This is a genomic window from Leptospira sanjuanensis (genome assembly GCF_022267325.1).
Lineage (GTDB): Bacteria > Spirochaetota > Leptospiria > Leptospirales > Leptospiraceae > Leptospira > Leptospira sanjuanensis.
Genome location: NZ_JAIZBG010000001.1, coordinates 867,501 through 885,212, shown reverse-complemented (window position 1 = coordinate 885,212; position 17,712 = coordinate 867,501). Strand labels below are relative to the sequence as shown.

Annotated in this window: 16 protein-coding genes and 1 pseudogene (1 of these 17 cut by a window edge); 7 read left to right on the top strand and 10 right to left on the bottom strand. The window is 42.9% G+C overall.

The window, feature by feature from the left end; translation table 11 throughout:
* Positions 1 to 152: 152 nt before the first annotated feature.
* Both LFX25_RS04055 and LFX25_RS04050 read left to right on the top strand, forming a co-directional pair.
* Positions 153 to 806, top strand: coding sequence for a TetR/AcrR family transcriptional regulator (locus tag LFX25_RS04055; RefSeq protein ID WP_238729080.1), 654 nt, complete (start codon positions 153 to 155; stop codon positions 804 to 806).
* Positions 807 to 871: 65 nt separating this feature from the next.
* Complete coding sequence (locus LFX25_RS04050) at positions 872 to 1,309, top strand: carboxymuconolactone decarboxylase family protein (RefSeq protein ID WP_238729078.1); 438 nt, start codon at positions 872 to 874, stop codon at positions 1,307 to 1,309.
* Positions 1,310 to 1,337: 28 nt separating this feature from the next.
* Here LFX25_RS04050 and LFX25_RS04045 read toward each other — a convergent pair whose 3' ends face one another.
* Positions 1,338 to 2,834, bottom strand: coding sequence for an ABC-F family ATP-binding cassette domain-containing protein (locus tag LFX25_RS04045; protein WP_238729076.1), 1,497 nt, complete (start codon positions 2,832 to 2,834; stop codon positions 1,338 to 1,340).
* A 316-nt stretch (positions 2,835 to 3,150) separates the two neighbouring features.
* On the opposite strand from LFX25_RS04045, the gene LFX25_RS04040 reads away from it, so the two are divergent.
* The 3 genes from LFX25_RS04040 to LFX25_RS04030 all read left to right on the top strand — a co-directional run bounded on the left by LFX25_RS04040 (position 3,151) and on the right by LFX25_RS04030 (position 4,993).
* Positions 3,151 to 3,525, top strand: a complete 375-nt coding sequence (locus LFX25_RS04040) for an ArsR/SmtB family transcription factor (RefSeq protein WP_238729074.1) — start codon at positions 3,151 to 3,153, stop codon at positions 3,523 to 3,525.
* Positions 3,526 to 3,536: 11 nt separating this feature from the next.
* Positions 3,537 to 4,025, top strand: coding sequence for an SRPBCC family protein (locus LFX25_RS04035; RefSeq protein WP_238729073.1), 489 nt, complete (start codon positions 3,537 to 3,539; stop codon positions 4,023 to 4,025).
* 101 nt (positions 4,026 to 4,126) lie between these two features.
* The gene (locus LFX25_RS04030; RefSeq protein ID WP_238729070.1) at positions 4,127 to 4,993 is read left to right on the top strand and encodes a VOC family protein; all 867 of its coding nucleotides are present in this window, start codon (positions 4,127 to 4,129) and stop codon (positions 4,991 to 4,993) included.
* A 239-nt stretch (positions 4,994 to 5,232) separates the two neighbouring features.
* Here LFX25_RS04030 and LFX25_RS04025 read toward each other — a convergent pair whose 3' ends face one another.
* Both LFX25_RS04025 and LFX25_RS04020 read right to left on the bottom strand, forming a co-directional pair.
* Positions 5,233 to 6,159 carry a hypothetical protein gene (locus LFX25_RS04025; RefSeq protein ID WP_406600515.1) on the bottom strand — a complete coding sequence of 309 codons (927 nt, stop codon included), beginning with the start codon at positions 6,157 to 6,159 and terminating at the stop codon, positions 5,233 to 5,235.
* Positions 6,160 to 6,251: 92 nt separating this feature from the next.
* The gene (locus LFX25_RS04020) at positions 6,252 to 6,509 is read right to left on the bottom strand and encodes a hypothetical protein (RefSeq protein WP_238729068.1); all 258 of its coding nucleotides are present in this window, start codon (positions 6,507 to 6,509) and stop codon (positions 6,252 to 6,254) included.
* 538 nt (positions 6,510 to 7,047) lie between these two features.
* On the opposite strand from LFX25_RS04020, the gene LFX25_RS04015 reads away from it, so the two are divergent.
* Complete coding sequence (locus LFX25_RS04015) at positions 7,048 to 7,923, top strand: PcfJ domain-containing protein (protein ID WP_238729066.1); 876 nt, start codon at positions 7,048 to 7,050, stop codon at positions 7,921 to 7,923.
* A gap of 83 nt (positions 7,924 to 8,006) precedes the next feature.
* On the opposite strand, the gene LFX25_RS04010 is transcribed toward LFX25_RS04015, so the two are convergent.
* Both LFX25_RS04010 and LFX25_RS04005 read right to left on the bottom strand, forming a co-directional pair.
* Positions 8,007 to 9,062 (bottom strand): class I SAM-dependent methyltransferase, encoded by a 1,056-nt coding sequence (locus LFX25_RS04010; RefSeq protein ID WP_238729063.1) that lies wholly within the window; start codon positions 9,060 to 9,062, stop codon positions 8,007 to 8,009.
* A gap of 240 nt (positions 9,063 to 9,302) precedes the next feature.
* Positions 9,303 to 10,124: an SDR family oxidoreductase gene (locus tag LFX25_RS04005; protein WP_238729060.1), complete on the bottom strand. Its 822-nt coding sequence runs from the start codon at positions 10,122 to 10,124 to the stop codon at positions 9,303 to 9,305.
* A gap of 173 nt (positions 10,125 to 10,297) precedes the next feature.
* Here LFX25_RS04005 and LFX25_RS20910 point away from each other — a divergent pair.
* Positions 10,298 to 10,958: pseudogene (locus LFX25_RS20910) on the top strand (IS256 family transposase); the annotation flags it as partial.
* Positions 10,959 to 11,197: 239 nt separating this feature from the next.
* Here LFX25_RS20910 and LFX25_RS04000 read toward each other — a convergent pair.
* The 5 genes from LFX25_RS04000 to LFX25_RS03980 all read right to left on the bottom strand — a co-directional run.
* Positions 11,198 to 12,694 (bottom strand): class I SAM-dependent DNA methyltransferase, encoded by a 1,497-nt coding sequence (locus LFX25_RS04000; RefSeq protein ID WP_238729058.1) that lies wholly within the window; start codon positions 12,692 to 12,694, stop codon positions 11,198 to 11,200.
* Positions 12,687 to 14,843, bottom strand: coding sequence for a restriction endonuclease subunit S (locus LFX25_RS03995; RefSeq protein ID WP_238729056.1), 2,157 nt, complete (start codon positions 14,841 to 14,843; stop codon positions 12,687 to 12,689). Before LFX25_RS03995 ends, LFX25_RS04000 begins: the two co-directional genes overlap by 8 nt.
* A gap of 46 nt (positions 14,844 to 14,889) precedes the next feature.
* Entirely contained in the window at positions 14,890 to 15,549 is a 660-nt protein-coding gene (locus LFX25_RS03990; protein ID WP_238729053.1) for a hypothetical protein, read from the bottom strand.
* 175 nt (positions 15,550 to 15,724) lie between these two features.
* On the bottom strand, positions 15,725 to 16,531 hold the full coding sequence (locus tag LFX25_RS03985) for a DUF488 domain-containing protein (protein WP_238729050.1): 807 nt from the start codon (positions 16,529 to 16,531) through the stop codon (positions 15,725 to 15,727).
* Between the two features lie 188 nt (positions 16,532 to 16,719).
* Positions 16,720 to 17,712 carry the 3' end of a type I restriction endonuclease subunit R gene (locus LFX25_RS03980; protein ID WP_238729048.1) on the bottom strand. Its footprint extends 1,794 nt past the window's final position, so only the last 993 of its 2,787 coding nucleotides appear in the window; its start codon lies beyond the right edge, outside the window; it ends in the stop codon at positions 16,720 to 16,722.

Here is a 17,712-nt window from a genome sequence, read left to right as displayed (position 1 = left end):
ACGAAATTTAAAATCCAACAAATGTTACATTTTCGAGAGATCTTACTTATGTTGGATTTGAGCGCAAGAATTTTTTGGCTTTGACCAAACCCGATCGAAAGAACGTAAACGAACGGCGGGCGATTTAAATCCTTTAAAACGAAAGATATAGAATGCCGAACTCGATAATCCGAAAAAACAAAACCGATTCGCGTAACGGTAAAAAGACGAACGGGACTCGCATTCCTTTGCAGGAACGTTCTCAAGCAAGAATGGCTCTCGTATTGGAAACGGCGGAACGAATGCTCGAAAAGATCGGACCGGAAGAGACGTCGATTCCGGAAATCGCGAAAAAATCGGGCGTTCCCCGCGCCAGCATCTATCAATTCTTTCCCGATAAGTATTCTTTGTTCACTCGACTCGCCGAAAAACATCTCGCCAAAGTGGGAGAAATTCTCGCACTCGAAGGCTCCAAGAGCGTCAATCTTACCTGGAAAAAACTCGTTCGCATCTTAGTGGACGCCGCATCGGATTATTACGACTCAACGCCCGTTGCCAGCATACTCGTGTTAGGCGGGCCATTCAGCAGAAACGCGTATCTCGCACAGGAAATCACGATCGCTCATATCGGAGCGGGAGTCCGCGTTCAACTCTCGAATCTTAAGGTTCCGTTTACGATCCCGAAACAACCCGACGTCGCAACGCTCGGAGTGGAAATCGCATTCGCCTGCATGAAACGAGGATATTATCAGGAAAATAGAATCTCTAAGAGAATGCGGACCGAAGCAGCAAACGCGGTTATCGCCTACTTCTCCGCTTGGGAATAACAAAAAAAAATTCCGGTCTGTCACAAAAACCTTCAAGCCGCGTCTTCCTTTGTATAGGAGACAACATGGAAACCAGATTGAACTATGCGACGGTTTATCCCGAGTCGTTGCAAGCGATGCTGAAAATGGAGGAATTCGCGAAACAAGGAGGAATCGACCCCGTTCTCTACGAACTCGTAAAGATACGCGCGTCGCAACTCAACGGATGTGCGTTTTGCATCAACATGCACACGAAGGACTTGAGAGATATGGGAGAAGCGGAAAAAAGAATCTATCTTTTGGACGCTTGGAGAGAAGCGACCTTTTACACGGAAAAAGAAAAGGCAGCTTTGGAATTAACCGAAACGGTGACGAAGATTTCCGAAAAAGGAGTTCCGGACGAAACCTACGAAAAGGTCAGAAAACATTTCAACGAGAAAGAATTCGTGGCTCTGATCATTTTGATCAACACGATCAATTCCTGGAATCGAATCGCAATTTCAACGCGGATGACAGCGAAATAAAAACAAAAGAATCGAATATTCGATTCTTTTAATAATCCTCGTCCGACCAACCTACGTCGTTCAAGAAGTCGTCGTATGTTCCGTCAAAAACCCGGATCGTATCGTTGTCGAATACGATCAACTTGGTCGCCACGGCGCGTAAGTGCAACTCGTCGTGGGTCACCATAATGACCGAACCTTCAAAACCGTCGATCGCTTCGATGAGAGAATCGCAGGATTGCATATCGAGGTGATTCGTAGGTTCGTCCAAATACAGAAGATGACAAGGAGTCACGAGAATCTTTCCGAGAAGAACGCGGCTCTTTTCGCCTCCCGAAAGAACCTTGATCTTTTTCAAGGCTTGATCGTCCGAAAACATCAAACCGCCCGCGATCGTTCTCGCTTGGTACTCCGTACAGGATTTATCCGAGATCATGATCTCTTCCACGACGGTCGCGTTTTCATTCATGTTGAGTTTATTCGTCTGACCGAAATAACCTTCCTTCAACACGGGATGTTTTTTGATCGTTCCTTGAGACGGTTCCAATTCTCCCGCGAGAACTTTAAGCAGAGTCGATTTCCCTTTTCCGTTTTTACCGATGATGCAGATTCTTTCCCGGTTTCCGACGCTGATCGAAAAGTTCTCGAATAGAAACGGAGGTTTACCGTCGTACGAGAAAGCGAGATTCTCCGCGGAAAGCATTTGGCTCGCCGCAAACGGAGCGCTATTGAAAAACAATTCCAAATCCTGAATCTGTTCGAGCGCTTTCATCTCTCCCTGCTTTTCGAGCTTCTTCACTCTGGATTGGGCGCGGCTCGCAAAACTCGCTTTCGCTTTAAATTTCGCGATAAAGATTTCTTCCTGTTTTCTTTTTTTGGCTTCGTTCAATCGGGTTTTTTCGTAAATTTCTTCGGATTGATTGATCTGATTATAGAGTTTGTCCGTGTCGCCTTGAACCTTGATCGCCTTCGTTCTGTGAATCGCGATCGTATGAGTGACAACGGCGTCCATAAAACCTCTATCATGAGTTACTAATATGATTTCGCCTTCCCATTCGCGCAAAAATTCCTCGAGCCAACGGATCGTAACGATGTCGAGATAGTTGTTCGGCTCGTCGAGCATCAGCATATCGGGAGCTGACACGAGCAGCTTTGCGAGGTTCATTCGGATCTGATAACCGCCGGAAAATTCGTTCGGATCTCTTTCCATATCCTTTTCGGAAAAACCCAAACCGGAAAGAATTTTCTCAACTTGCCAAGTTTCGTATTCCTCGCCTTCGGGAAGACCGAGGGCACATTCTTCCAAGACGGTGGGTTTGGTAAAATGAAGATGCTGTTGCAAGTGACCGATCTTATAACCCTTCGGAACGGAGATCGTGCCGGAATCAGCTTCCACAGTACCGAGAATCATTTGAAAGAGCGTGGATTTACCGTGACCGTTGCGGCCTACAAGACCGATCTTCTCGCCCCGATTGATGCTCAAATTCAAATCGTCAAAAAGAACCTTGGAAGTATAAGCCTTATTGAGGCCGGAAATTTTAATCATGAACTGCGAACCTTCTCGTTATATCCAAGTTTTTGAAAAGACCCAATATTTCACTCAAAAATGAACGGGCGCTCCTGCTCGATCGGCGGCGAAATCGGAATTCTTCGGAATAAATCGCAGGCCAGGCTTGCTCCGCGCTCCAGCTATCGCTTTCGGCCCTCTCATTTCATCATTGAAATGAGAGGGCTGCTTCGCCCGCTCCGCATCCTTAGCGCATTGGATTTTCCGTATTTCCCAGCGGGTTTTCGCCTAAAACCGATCTCAATCCTAAAAAATACTTGCTAAAATTTTTATATAACCGTATGGTTATTGAAATATGAGCATCCCCATGAGTGCGTCGGAACGTTTGGATGCGACGTTCGCGGCGTTAGCAGATCCAACCAGACGGGCGATTCTGGCGCGTTTAGCGGAGGGAGAAGCCTCCGTGATGGAATTGGTAAAGCCCTTTGCGATGAGCCAACCTGCGATTTCCAAACATCTCAAAGTGTTGGAAAAAGCCGGATTGATTACGCGAGCGAAGGACGCACAAAAAAGACCGAGACAAATCGAAGCACAACCTTTAGCGGAAGCGAGCGATTGGCTGGAAAAATACCGCCGGCTTTGGGAAGGGCGTTTCGACAAACTCGACGCTCTCTTGGACGAGCTGAAAGTCGGGAAGAAAGAAAAAGAAAGCGGAACGAGATCCGTTTAAGGAGAACTCCCATGGAGAATACGAAAAAACTGAAAGTGGTCGCGCAAGGAGAACGAGAAATTCTCATCACACGCACATTCGACGCGCCGCGCGCGTTGGTCTTTGATGCGATGACCAAACCGGAATTACTCAAACGCTGGTTCGATGGTCCGCCCGGTTGGTCTTTGATCGTTTGCGACATCGATCTCAAAGTCGGCGGCAAGTATCGGTATGTTTGGCGCAGCGAAGGCGGAAAAGATATGGGAATGGGCGGAGTTTATTTGGAAATCGACGCGCCCGATCGGCTCGTCGCCACCGAAGTTTTCGACGAATCCTGGTATGCGGGAGAAGCGATCGATACGTCCATCTTAACGGAAATCGATTCTAAAACGACATTGCTGTCCATAACCGTTTTGTACGAATCCAAGGAAGCGAGAGAAAGCGTTATTCTTTCACCGATGGAAGACGGACTCGGATATAATTACGATCGACTCGAAGCGCTGCTCGAAACTTTCGCATAATCCTGATTAAACGAAAACGCATAAATCGAAAAACTTTTAAAAATATCTGGGCCGGTGTGAAGGCCCTTGAAAGAAATCAATTATACTAAAACGAGGTTTTTATGCAGAAGATATCCCCCTTTTTGATGTTCAACAATAACTTAGGAGAAGCGACCGAACTGTACACTTCTGCTTTTCCCGATGCGAAAGTTTCCGGCGTAGCAAAAGCGGGGGATAACGTGATGTCCGCGACGTTTTCCATTTACGGGAAGGAGCTTCTTTCCTTCAACGGAGGTCCGCATTTTCGGTTTACTCCCGCTGTTTCTTTTTTCGTAAATTGCAAAACCGAACAGGAAGTAAATCAGCTTTGGAACAAATTGAAGGAAGGCGGTTCGGTTCTAATGGAATTGGGTGCGTATCCGTTTAGCGAAAGATTCGGATGGCTTCAGGATAAATGCGGAGTTTCTTGGCAGATTCATCTTTCTAAACAGGAACAGAGCGTAGTTCCCTTTTTATTGTTCGTAGGAGACAAACACGGTAAAGCGGAAGAAGCGATCCGTTTTTACGCTTCCCAATTTCCGAATTCCAAAATCGGAAACATCGAACGATTTTCCGCAAACGATCAATCCGGCGAAAAAGAAGGAACCGTCAAACGGGCGGACTTTACGATCGCCGGTCAAAATTTTATGGCGATGGATAGCGGACTCGCGCATGCGTTCACTTTCACCGAAGGGATTTCCTTTTTTGTCCGTTGCGATACGCAGGAAGAAATCGACGAATACTGGGACAAACTTTCCTTAGGAGGAGTTAAACAACAATGCGGTTGGGTGAAAGACAAGTTCGGAGTCAGCTGGCAAATCATTCCTCCGATTTTAGGAGCGTATTTGCAGGATAAGGACCCTCAAAAATCGCAAAGAGTGATGCAAGCCATGCTTCAAATGGACAAGATCGACATCGCAAAACTGAAAGCGGCTTACGATCAAAAATAATCCCCGACCGATTCCGTTTAACACCGATTTTACGGAGTCCCCCGCGTTAGGGATGCGAAGCGTGCGTCGCAGTCGCCTCGAAAGAGGCGACCGCAGCGTCAGCGGAGCGCGAAGCAAGCCCGCCTACGACTTTACGAAGATATTTTTTTCTTCGGTTTTGGCGAGTAGGAACGCCCGAATAAAAAACCCGCTTTGAATTCCGTTTCCGTTCGGACGATCCGATACATTCAAAAAACGAATTATTTCTTTTCCGAATGTTGTTTTGCCTCTCCGGAATCGGAGGAAAGCATTAGGCTTTCCGAATTCACCGCTTCGAATTGATCGCCGGTGATTTTTCCGAGTTTGTGAAGCAGATCGTTGTTCCACTTCTCGTGAGGTGCGCCGGATAAGAACCAATCCGAGCCGTTGTCCGCAAGAATCATTCCGTATTTTTTCAACGCGCGAAGAATGATCTGATTCTCCTTACTGAAACCGTCGATGTTAAAACTCGCCTTCAATCGAAAACGGGTTCCCATCGGTGGAACGTTTTTATCCGTGATTTTGGAAGCGAAGTGACGCGCGGGCCAAAGATAGGCTTTTTGAGTTCGCTTTGCGGTAAAACGAATCGCGTGTTTGATTTCGCCCGCTTCGATTTCTTCGTAACGAACCAATCCCGGAAAAATCGGCAAACCCGCCGCATCCGCGGAAGTCCAACCGTCCGGTCGAAGCGCGTTCGACTTCAAATCGAAGATCGCACCCGATATCGCAGTCCAAACGTTTCCTTTTTTTCGCGCATGATAGAGTTCATAAAGTTTGCATGTCTTTTCGTCGAGAACGAGAACGTGACGATCTCCGTCGCTCGCCTCTCCTCCTTCGATCGGTGCGTCATCCGGAATCGGATACGGACCTGGCTCGCTTTCATCCGCATATTCGAACGTTATGCGCGATGGAGAACCGGTCTTCAAGGTAAACGGAATTCCGATCGGACTCCCCTCCCAAAGACCGGAACCGAAATCGGCTTTGAGCTTTTTACGGGCGCCGATGCTCTGAACATAGGCTTGCGATAGAGAATGAACGGGCAAACCGTCGATCGGCGTATTCCATACGTTGTTATCGGGGAAAACTTCGCAGTTTCCGAGTTTTGGAGACGCGTGCATCGGATGCAATACGACGAAACTCAAGAACATTGCCGTAAAACTTAGGATTGTTTTTTGATTTTTCACGGAAACAATCCGCATCGTTTCGAGCGCACAGGCAATTCTTTTTTTGATCCGGTAGTTTAGGATTTTATAATTTGATCGCATTTCCAAGGTCCGTAACTTTGCGTCCAACCCTTCGTTTTATATCGGAACCAAAAATGAACGGTAAACGAAATCACGAATGCGCTTAACAAAACAAGCCAAAGATATTCGGAATCCCGAATCAGATATAGGAGAATCAGCAATACGCAATACTTAACCGTTCGAAACCAGAGCGGTTGCCCGTGTTTTGAAAACGCGACTTCGAATTCCCGTTTGACTACTTGTGAAAAACTCATGATGCAATTCCCCCTCCGGAAACGATTTACTCTAAAATTGCGCTCGAACTCCGCGCGGAATCAAGTCCGTTTTTGAACGAAATCGGCGAGCGTTACTCAACCATAAGTTCTGATCGAAAGATGAACTGTAAGAGATACTACGACTTTGTCGTAAAATAAAGTCGGCCCCGGCCCGGATTTTGGGCGGCGGGGTGAGAACGATCCTTACAGAGCGAGGCGCTGAGTTTTAAGGCTGCGGAAGACCTCGGGAAATTTTTCTCGATCAGAAGATGATACTTTCTACAAGCAAAAGGATTCCTTGTTGTCGGAACACTAAAAAAATCTGCGTTTTTAGCGGCGATTGATTCATTGATTTCTCGACTTTTGAGCAAGGTTATGCACGCAGTGACACTCACCGATTTCAATGAATCCGAACAAAAAAGATCCGTACGTTTCTGTTGTTCGCTTTGAAATGTGAATCGGAATTCTTTTTTCGAAATTCTCCAAAACAAAGAAAAAGAAAGAACGATCTAAAGGAATAGGTTAGAATGCAGGACGAATGATTTTTGCGCTGGAATTCTGTTTCAAAAATCCCGAATCGATCCTTCCCGTCGTGCCGGAAGACTTCGAGGAGATTCGGAAAAGACTTCCCTTTCGGAAACAAAAAGAAGTCGCCGCGTATTTGGGTTTTCATCCGAGTTCTTTGCGGGTTTTAGAAAGAATCACCGACTCGGCCGTTCGCAAAGGATATTTAAAACCGTTCCGATATCTGTATTCGATTCCGGTTTTCCAAAAGGCGTTTCATCACCTGCCGATCATCAACGAATTCATCATTCGTTTTTTCAACTATGCCTTGTCGAAAGGCTGGAACGAAAAATGGGAGATCTTGTTTTTAAAGGATCTTTCGACACGATTTCCGGATGCGAATTTCAAAAAAGAAGATTACGAAAACGCGTTTCAGCTTTATGAAGAAGTGAAACGTTTTTCTCCTCAGTGGAAGATTCGATCGCTCGAACATCTGCTCTACCTCGAACAAGAAATGATCCGCAAGATTCAGAAGAACGAGTTCAACGGATTGGATCGGCCTTATCCGACTCCTCCGATGGAAAAAGAAGATTGGATCGAACCGATCGACTCGAGAAAGGAATTGTTCCTCGAATCTCGAATCCAACACAACTGTATCTTCAGCTACGACACCCGCGTTTTAGAAGGAAAATATTACATTTATAGAATATTCTTTCCCGAACGCTGCACGTTGTCCCTCTTTCACATCAACGGAGATTGGTATCTCGATCAAGTCGCAGCCGCTTTCAATAAAGTAGTAAAGACGGAGACGTTGAAGAAAGTGGAAGAATGGAGAATGCAAAACGGAATTTTCATGTTGGGAGACGCGTTTCGATTGGGGATTCCGCCCGATTGGATCTATAACCGTTGAATTTCTAAAAAACAAGCGGACCGCGCCCGGACAAAACATACGGGCGCCAGCTGGCCAAAGGCCGGATGTCATGACAATCGCAATCAAACTCGCGCTTCGTAAACGATATTGAAAGGGGATTCCGCCGCGCGCCGAAAACGAGTGAATCCGCCTTTCGTAACTACGTCGCGCATGCGCGCCTCGCCCGCTTGCGCTCCTAATCCCAAAGCCACCTCTTGACTCAAAGAACTAGGCGTACAAAACATCGTCGAGGCAGAATAGTAAATACGACCTATCGGATTCAGATTTTGTTCAAGATGATCGTGAGCAAACGGCTCGACAATGATCACGCTGCCGTCCTTGTTTAAAGCCTTACGTGCGTGAGCCGCGGCGCCTACCGGATCTCCCATATCGTGAAGACAATCGAACATAGCCACTAAATCGTAATCGTTCGCCGGATAATTCTTCGCCGTAGCGACCTCGAAGGTGACGTTCTTTAAACCCGCCTGAAGAGCCGCGTCACGCGCCTTTTCAATGGAAGGAGAATGTGCGTCAAAACCGTAAAAATGGGAATTCGGAAATTCTTTGGCTAAAATAACGGTCGAAGTTCCGAAACCGCAACCGACATCCGCAACCTTCGCGCCTTTTCTCAACTTCTCCTCTATACCTCCTTCAAGCGCAGGAATCCAAGATTGTAATAGCTGAGAAAGATACGTGGGACGAAAAAATTTGGCGGTCGCGCAGAAGATATGTTCGTGTTGTTCTCCCCAAGGAACGCCTTTGCCGGTCTTGAAAGCATCGATCAATTTGGGAACGGCCGAATAAGCCGCGGAAACGGCGTAAAAGCCGCCCATCAAATACGCGGGGCTATCCTCGTTGTTAAAGATCATATCTTGTTCCGGCGATAGGAAAAATTTTTTCTGCGCCGGATCATATTGCAGATAATCCGCTGCTGCCTGCGCGGACAGCCATTCGCGCGCATAACGCTCGGTCGTTTTCGTTTTCTCCGCAAGTTTGGAAGAGGTAAGCGGCCCTTTTGCTAGCTCCTTATAATAACCCAACGCGTCGCCGATCAGGACCAATGCTCCGCTGTAACCTGCCGAAATCTCGCCGAACAACTTTCCGACAAGCTGTTCCACTTTCTGTGAATCGATCGCCATGTGAATCTCCTATTGATTTATATTTTATAAAAATATAATATTCAACGTAAAAATTGAATCGTTACGTTTCGGTACGATTCAATCGAAACACGGAAAAGATAAAGCCATTTTCACGCTCCTATTCTCGCAGGGAACAAACTCAACATGAAAGAGAATAAACGTTCCGCAATTATAGATTTATACTTCCGCAAGAACCGTTTATTCCATTTTTATAATATCTTAGGCAAATCGATCGAAGACCTATTTGTCGGAATAAAATCGTTTCACCGCATTCGCGATCATTCTATCCACGAAGGCCGGTGAAAAAAGTTTGACCCAAGGAATCAATTTTCCTCCGAAAGTCATAATCAATTCCCGTTCCCGCTTGGAGATCGATTTCGCGATCAAACACGCGCATTCTTCCGGAGACATGAGTTTTCTCTTTCCGGATTTCAGATCCTCCTCTTGCGTGATGATTCCGTTTGCGTCGAATTTTCTATAATTCATTTTGGTCGCGATCGGTCCTGGCGAAACGACAAGCACGCCCACTCCAGTTCCGATCAATTCGATCCGTAACGAATCACTGAAACCTTGAACTGCGAATTTGGAAGCGGCGTATCCGGTTGATCTAGGGAAACCCGTTTTTCCTTGTAAGGAAGATATGTTTACGATCATTCCCTTGTTCTTCTTCAGATAGGATAAGGCAAAATAAGAAGTGTAAACAGTCCCGAGATAATTCACATCCATGAGCTTACGAAAAACGGATAAATCCTGCACGGACTCGAACGGGGTACTCATGGAAACTCCGGCGCTGTTGATCAGAATGTCGATCTTTCCGAATTTTTTTACGGCTTGTTCTATTAGATTTTTGCAATCTTCGGAGGAAGATACGTCCGTTTGAACCGCAAGCGCTTGCGCTTCCATTCGTTCGCATTCTATAGCCAAATCTGCAAGCGTGCTTTGGTTGCGGGAGGCGAGAACGAGTTTGGCTTTTCGTTTCGCGTATAAAAGCGCAAGCTCTCTTCCAATTCCTTCGCTGGCTCCCGTTATGAGGATCACTTGATTTTTTTCCGTTTGTTTCATGTTTCTCCGATTCTTTTGAACGAGTGGGCCCATGTTGCTCTTACTTCGATTTTTTAAAGCGACATACGGATCCCCGCATCAGGCTTTAGTTCGTATCGGATTGTACAAGTTGATCGCGCTTTCGTCGACGGATGTTATAACGGCTTACAAGTTTTTTTTTGGGGGGGGGATGAAACGTAGCGATTCTTGTAGCCATAGGAGTTAATTCAGAAGGCTACAGAGAGGTTCCGGGTCCATGGAAAGAGCCAGAGAAGAAAAGGAAAGTTGGCAAACTTTCCTAAAACATCTAAAGGATCGAGGTCTCAAAGGAGTAAATCGAATCGTCTCTGATAAATGTCTCGGTTTAGTAGAATCGATTCCATATTTCTTTCCGGAATCCAAATTGCAAAGATGTATCGTTCATTTCTACAGGAATGTATTTGGAAAAGCCCCGAGAGGATCCTTTAATGTCATTTCTCAAATGTTGAAGGCGATTCATTCCCAAGAGAACAAAGAAGAAGCCTTAAAGAAAGCCAACTTTGTGATGGAGAGATTAATCGAAATGAAATTGAAAGAAGCTTCCAAGATTCTCTCCGATGGGATCGAATAGACGCTGGCTTACATGGACTTTCCGTCTGAGCAATGGAGAAAGATCCGTACGAATAATCCTTTAGAAAGGATCATTAAAGAGATCAAAAGAAGGACAAAGGTTGTCGGAGCTTTTCAGATGGGAAGTCGGCTCTCATGTTGGCGACCGCCCGTCTTAGGCATATCGCTTCTACTAAATGGGGAACTAAAAAGTATGTTGACATGGACAAGCTAAAAGAACTAAAAATTTCAAAGCTCACGGCTTGACCGTATTGAGAGCCTTATCTCAAAGTTAAATTGTGCGAAACTTTAAGGACATTATCCATCTAACTTTTATGAGGCAAGACCAAAAAGATCCCTCTTCTCAAAACACCGATTTAAATCCTCCAACAATTATTTCGGAAACCGATGACGGTTAATTCTCGTAGATAAGAGCACCTTTCTTTAGGAGTGATTCACAGGCATTAGTAGTACAACTATACCTTATTCGATTACTAAGCTTTTATCTACCGGTCTTGCTCATTCAAAACAACTAAAATTTCACGAAAACTTTCTAAACCTGCTTCCAAATTTTCAATAATATCTTCCGCAAGTACATCCGGATCCGGAAGATTATCCAAGTCAGCAAGCGACTTATCCTTGATCCAAGTAATATCTAAGTTCGTCTTATCACGAGTTGTAATCTCAGAATAAGAAAATTTTCTCCATCGACCTTCCGGATTTTTTTCGGGATGATAAGTTTCTTTTCGTTTGTTAGGATTCTCAGGATTATAACAATTGATAAAATCCCTCAAGTCCTCTAGTTTAAGTGGATTCTTCTTTTGCGTATGATGTATATTCGTTCTATAATCATAAAACCAAATATTTTTAGTCCAGGGTTCTTTAGTCGCGGGTCTTCCGTCAAAGAAAAGCACATTCGCCTTTACACCATTCGCATAAAAAATTCCGGTCGGAAGTCGAAGAATTGTGTGAAGGTCAACCGTTTCCATCAATTTTTCTCGTATCGTCTTTCCAGCACCACCCTCAAAAAGAACGTTGTCCGGAAGTACTACTGCCGCCTTACCCGTAGTTTTTAAAATAGTTTTAATATGCTGTAAAAAGTTTAACTGTTTATTACTCGTGCTTTCCCAGAAGTCCTGCCGGTTATATGTAAATTCTTCTTTCTTTTGCTCTCCTTTCTCATTCGTAATCTTCGAACTACTTTTTTTACCGAATGGCGGATTGGCCAAAACGTAATCATAACGAATCCCCGGATCTGCAATCAAAGCATCCGTTGGAGAAATAAAATTATCGGTATCGATATCTCCTATATTATGCAAAAATAAATTCATCAACGCTAACCGACGGGTTCCGGCTACAATTTCATTTCCGAAAAAAGTTTTAAACTTTAGAAATTTCTTTTGTTCTTTATTCAAATCCTGTTTTGTAATATAATCATATGCAGCCAAAAAGAAACCACCTGTTCCGCAAGCAGGATCTGCGATCGTTCTTTCCGGCTCCGGTTGAACACATTCCACGATAGCCTTAATCAAGGCCCGGGGCGTGAAGTATTGGCCTGCCCCGCTTTTGGTATCTTCCGCATTCTTTTCCAAAAGCCCTTCGTAGATATCTCCTTTTACATCGGTTCCCATAAGAACCCAATTTTCCTTGTCGATCATCTCGACAAGTTTTCCAAGTTTAGCGGGATCTTGGATTTTGTTCTGACTCTTTGTAAAAATCTGTCCAAGAATTCCCTGGGACTTAGCCAACTCTCTGAGAAGTTTATTATAATGCGTCTCTAACTCCGCACCCTTCTTATCAGTTAGGCTCTCCCAGTTGTATTCTTTCGGAATCGCAATCTTACGATCATAAGGCGGCTTCGAATATTCATGAGCCATTTTTAAAAACAAGAGATATGTCAGCTGCTCAAGATAATCTCCGTAACTCACTCCGTCGTCTCTAAGCAAATTGCAAAAAGACCAAACTTTCCCAACGATCCCATTTGTATGAGAATGATTACTCACGCGATCCCTTTTTTCCTTTCTGAGTAGATGTCTTTTTACTGGACTTAGGAACGATTGCGCCCTTTCCTTCCGGAATATAACCCTTTCTTCTCATCCAAAGTAAAGTTTTCAAAAAATTCTCTCTTGGAATTTTGAGTTTTTCCGGCGTCCAATTTTCTCTCGCTTCGAATATGATTTCTTCGTTTGTCGGCTGCTTTCCTCCTATAAGTAGATTGTTCCATGCCGCAAAGAGAGTTGCCACAACCTCGGAGCGGAGCTTATCCAAGGGCATAAAGTCTTGAATTAAGTTTCTGATTTTTTGTAAATCATTGCTATCAAGTTGATTCGAGACTTTTGTAAGAACTTTATGCATCCCCTGTTTCGATTGGTAGGTATGACCGATGTTTAACTTTTTGATCCCGAAGTAATTTGCCTTGATCGCACGGGACTCAACCTTTTTCAAGTGAGGGTAATCATCCGGACCGGCCGCATCCTTTACAGGCATTCTTCCCAATGAAATTCCAAGATGGGATTCCACCAAATGAGCAATCTTTTCACATTTCACATGACCCAAATGTTCTAAATACTTTGGCTGTTTTTCATGGGCTTCGATGACCATCGCGATCACGCCAGCGTGTAAATCCGTCGTGGTAATTTCAGGAATGAGTTGAGGAAATTGAATCAGATTGTCTTTCGGCGAGAGTGCGTTTTCAGCGACTTTCCTTGCGGAATTTACATTCGTTTTTTCGAATGTAGTGTTTTTCTCTGCACGAATTCTTTCTAAAAGAACGGATGCAGGTTCATCGTTCGGATCTTGTGCGACTAACTTTCCTTCAAATGCTTTTTTTAAAATACTTTGCCGAAGAGATTCTGCCTGTTTGAGCGAAGATTGAATGGTTTCTTCGAGTTTGTCGCAAATACTGAAGCGAGATTCGATTTCTTGGACGATTGCTTGTTGTTCGGACAATGTTGGTAAAGAAATTGGTAAACTACTAAGAATATTCTGATTTATCTTCGGCATTGTCCCCGCCGATCCAGCGACTCTTTTCCTTAAATAATCCCTTTGATATTGATTAGATATATTATAATATAAATACTTTGGTATGATTAAATTTTCAGAGCATTGCACGCGAAACATTAGATCTGGAAAAATGAATTCTTTATCTTTTCCTTCATATAATGCAGGCACACCTACGTATTCTAAGGTATTCCCTCTTTGAATTAAAATATCATGATTGCTACACCAAATATCACGATCATATAAATTCTTTTCATCCAGATATTTGTAATATTTAGATGAAAATTTTCCCGAAGTCGTTGCAGAAAGTTTCAATACTTTATAATTTGTAAAATATTTAACCGGTTTTCCAGAATAACCATTAGTTAATTTACTTCGTAAAACGTCCCCCAACTTCACCCACTTCCATCCGCTCGGAAGTTCCCCTAAAGAAGAATTCTTCTCTTCTGTTATATCTTCACTCGCAATCTGATTCAGATGTTTCTTTCGCCATTCCTCGGTTAGCTTTCCTTCAAAGGCCGATTTCAAAACGGATTGTCGATAGACCTTGAGCTGCTTCTGAGCTGTTTTTAAGTTTTCGATTCCTTTGTCTAATTCACTGAACAGTACTTCGATTTTGGATACGATGCGTTGTTGTTCGGCGATGGGTGGAAGGGGAATTTTAGCCGCCTCAAACTTAGACTTAGTGATATGCGCTAAACCAGCCGTTCCATGAGCTTTTTTCACAAATTCTTTTATCTTATTCTTTAACGCATAAAGATAGAATTGTCTGTCAATCAACTTTTCATTAACTACAATTCGAAAAATATGCTGATTTAAATATGCAAATCCCCCTCTCCAGATATGAGCCCCAAATGAAGTATCAGGAGTTCCTGACCAAGCAAATAGCAAATCACCGAAGTTTACATGATATTTTTTTTCGATCTCCACTTTACAATAATTGTATTCTGAAATTTCTCGATTTAGATTTTGAATTCTTATAATTGGCACTCCTTCCTTTGCCCATTCCGAAGACTTAAATGCCTTTCCATTTATATATTCAGCAACTTCTCCAAGTTTTACTATATTCCATGTATCTGGAATATAATCGTTACTTAAAAGTGAAGAGTTGGAGAGAGTTCGATCTTGAATCTTATTCTTAATTTCTTCCATTAATTCAATATTCTCTCGAAATAATCTCTAATTTCAAATGTTGAACTCAAAACCCCAACTCCAACTGTTCCATCGGCTTGGGTCGAAAGTCTCCGATGATCACAAAAGGATTCGGAGCAACGTAATGATGTTGTTTGGTGGTTCCTAAGAAAAAGTAATAATCTTTCGTTTTGGCGAAGTCTTCAAAGTACTTCTTTTTAACGTCTTCGCAAGCCTTGGCTTCATCTCCTCCTCGACGCGCAAGAGAATTCCAATAGAGCATTCCGGTTTCCCAGTCCTCGATCATCATATGAGAGACCTTCCCTGAATCGTCTTCAATCTTGAACTTGAACTTATAGGGAACCTTATCTACGACTTCGAAATTTTCTATATCGTCTTCTTCTTCATTTTCAAAAAGAATCCCTTGTTGTTTTTCAGATTCTAAGGCTCTTAATTTTTTAGGATCCCAAGTACTTTCCGTTTTTTCATACGTAAAATCTAGAAATTTCATAGGTTTAAAAGTTGCCAAAGAGGTGCAAACTTTCTTATCTTTAGCCTCGCCAATCAATTGATCGAGATTTGTATAAACATTCTGTAAAATGAATTTTCTTCTTTCCGCCCAGGTATTTCCATCAGGAGCAATTTCTCCAACGGTTTGAATTTTTTGGTAATCAGTCGGACGATGGGATTCGGGACGAAAATCGCTCCCATTGGGTCTTAAATCCAACTCGATCCATTGGTATTTATGAAAACGATCTTTATAATTGATTTTTCGAAACGGAAGCGGATAAATTCGGATCCACTTTCCTTCCTCGGTAATTCCAGCGGTACAAACCGTTTCTCCATATTTGGCTGAAATTGCGGGATATGTTTTTACCGTAATGAGAACCTTCATACACTTTTCAGAGGTGATTGAGTTTCGTTTTTTTCGGTAAGAAATCCAACAACTTCCTCGCCGTTCGACTTCTATGGCAACAGTTTGAATCCGCTTCAAAGCAGGTTAACGCGATTCTCCCCTTTTCACGAAATAGATCTGCAACTATTTTTAGATCTTTTGAATTCAAAGCCAAAGTGCTTCTTTCATATTCAAGAAACAGTTTTTCATAATCTTTTTGAGAATTCAATCCCTGTCTTTTGTCGGAATCGATTCCAAGGCCGGGAATATGTACATATTCGATCCCAACTGTCTCTAAGATGCTTTGCAGTTGAGCTTTAGAAAAACCGAACTTCATACTCAACGGATTTTTTCGAACATCACAGAGGACTTGAACATTCTCCCGTATCAATTCTGTTACATAGCTCTCAACAGTTTTTCCTTCATAGCCAATCGTAAAAAGTAATGGTTCCCTTTGAGTCGGCCTAGAATTTACCACTTGGACCCACTGGTTTTTGTCTAAGATTGTTTCCGCGATTTCACTTTTAATCGCGTAGAATGGATAGTTTTCATATACGAACTTTATCAATGGTTTTCCGCGTAATTTCGAAAACTTTCTCGAAAACAAATCCAACCGATCTACATCATTCTTCTTTAATGTTTTTCTGTAATCTAAAGAATCCAAAACCGACCAACCTGATTGCGTCTCGTCTACTTGGCCATACTTCGTCATCGTTTTTAAATCCTGAGTAGCCTGAGGAGAATAACAACCGAATCGGTAAGGCAAAAAATCAAAGGACGGCATTTCTTGGTTTTGCGTATATAAAAACAACAATTTCTGGAGATCCGTTTTGGACAAACTTCCACCAAACGACTGTAATAAGGCTAAGATTACTTTTCTTCGATAATACACGGTCGTCACTTGAAACTTTTACGAGAATCTATGATATGTATAAAAAGGAATCAACTCTCGTACAGAACAAATTAGTATTCAACTCTCAAAATTTTGATTTTTTAAAATCTTCATGCCACCAGAACTTCATTCAACTCTTCCAAAATTGGTTCGGCTTCTGCTCCAAAAAGCTGCCAAAATTTACCTAAGCCGCCCTCTTTATTGAAGGGGTCTAATTCAAAGTCTTCTTTATCAACATGATACGAAGTAACAATATAGTCCTTGATCATCTGCAACCAGTGCATTTGCTCTTTATTAAATTTAAGTGTGCCTGCCTGTTTTTTAAATACCCAATCTTGAAAGTTTTTATCCACGATCTTATCATAGCTTGTCAAAGAAGAATCGATTCCCGTTATTCTTCGAATCAATGAGACAAGCGCCATCAGTTCAGTTTTAGGATTTCCACGGACAGCTTCTAATTGTTCGTAAGCTTTCCATATATTTAAAGGAGCCATACTCGGCTTAGCCGATTTCAAGATATCCAGAACATCTTTTAACATCGAATATGTTAATTCACGTCTGCGATAAGGTTGATTATAAAAAATTTGTAGGGCGAGAATTTCAGTCTTATGCGTGTTAATCCATGCACGGAAATCAGAAATCAATGTCTCCGCATTTGTCATTGTTTCCTTTTCCCATGCTTCATTCAGGACCTTGTCTAAATTAACCTCGTCAATATATTGAAAATGTGTTTTTCTGATCGACTCAATAAAACGATTAAGTTCGCCCGAAAAAATATCTGCCACTTTTTGAATCATATCCGAGTGTCTGCTTTGAAATTGGATTTCAATTTCTTCTAAAGATACATTCTGCGATTCCTTTTTTATATCGTCTCTTAATGCTTCTATCGTGTCCGGATTATAAACATTCAAAAGTGCCTTGACAACCTGTGGAACCTGATTTCCTTTTGCCTTTTGTCTAAACTGCTCTCGTTCCCTTTCCGTCAATTGTTTATCTAATCGAATCAATCGATCGGCAAGTGTAGTAAACAAATCTTCGTCTTGAACGCCTACTGCAATAGCCCCCAGTAAATCTTTTAAAGCTACTCCTGGCTTTTTATCCAA

What these genes read in the sequence shown, in the direction of transcription:
- LFX25_RS04055 (WP_238729080.1), top strand. Translation starts at nt 153, where the DNA reads ATGCCGAACTCGATAATCCGAAAAAACAAAACCGATTCGCGTAACGGT.
- LFX25_RS04050 (WP_238729078.1), top strand. Translation starts at nt 872, where the DNA reads ATGGAAACCAGATTGAACTATGCGACGGTTTATCCCGAGTCGTTGCAA.
- LFX25_RS04045 (WP_238729076.1), bottom strand. Translation starts at nt 2,834, where the DNA reads ATGATTAAAATTTCCGGCCTCAATAAGGCTTATACTTCCAAGGTTCTT.
- LFX25_RS04040 (WP_238729074.1), top strand. Translation starts at nt 3,151, where the DNA reads ATGAGCATCCCCATGAGTGCGTCGGAACGTTTGGATGCGACGTTCGCG.
- LFX25_RS04035 (WP_238729073.1), top strand. Translation starts at nt 3,537, where the DNA reads ATGGAGAATACGAAAAAACTGAAAGTGGTCGCGCAAGGAGAACGAGAA.
- LFX25_RS04030 (WP_238729070.1), top strand. Translation starts at nt 4,127, where the DNA reads ATGCAGAAGATATCCCCCTTTTTGATGTTCAACAATAACTTAGGAGAA.
- LFX25_RS04025 (WP_406600515.1), bottom strand. Translation starts at nt 6,159, where the DNA reads ATGTTCTTGAGTTTCGTCGTATTGCATCCGATGCACGCGTCTCCAAAA.
- LFX25_RS04020 (WP_238729068.1), bottom strand. Translation starts at nt 6,509, where the DNA reads ATGAGTTTTTCACAAGTAGTCAAACGGGAATTCGAAGTCGCGTTTTCA.
- LFX25_RS04015 (WP_238729066.1), top strand. Translation starts at nt 7,048, where the DNA reads ATGATTTTTGCGCTGGAATTCTGTTTCAAAAATCCCGAATCGATCCTT.
- LFX25_RS04010 (WP_238729063.1), bottom strand. Translation starts at nt 9,062, where the DNA reads ATGGCGATCGATTCACAGAAAGTGGAACAGCTTGTCGGAAAGTTGTTC.
- LFX25_RS04005 (WP_238729060.1), bottom strand. Translation starts at nt 10,124, where the DNA reads ATGAAACAAACGGAAAAAAATCAAGTGATCCTCATAACGGGAGCCAGC.
- LFX25_RS03995 (WP_238729056.1), bottom strand. Translation starts at nt 14,843, where the DNA reads ATGGAAGAAATTAAGAATAAGATTCAAGATCGAACTCTCTCCAACTCT.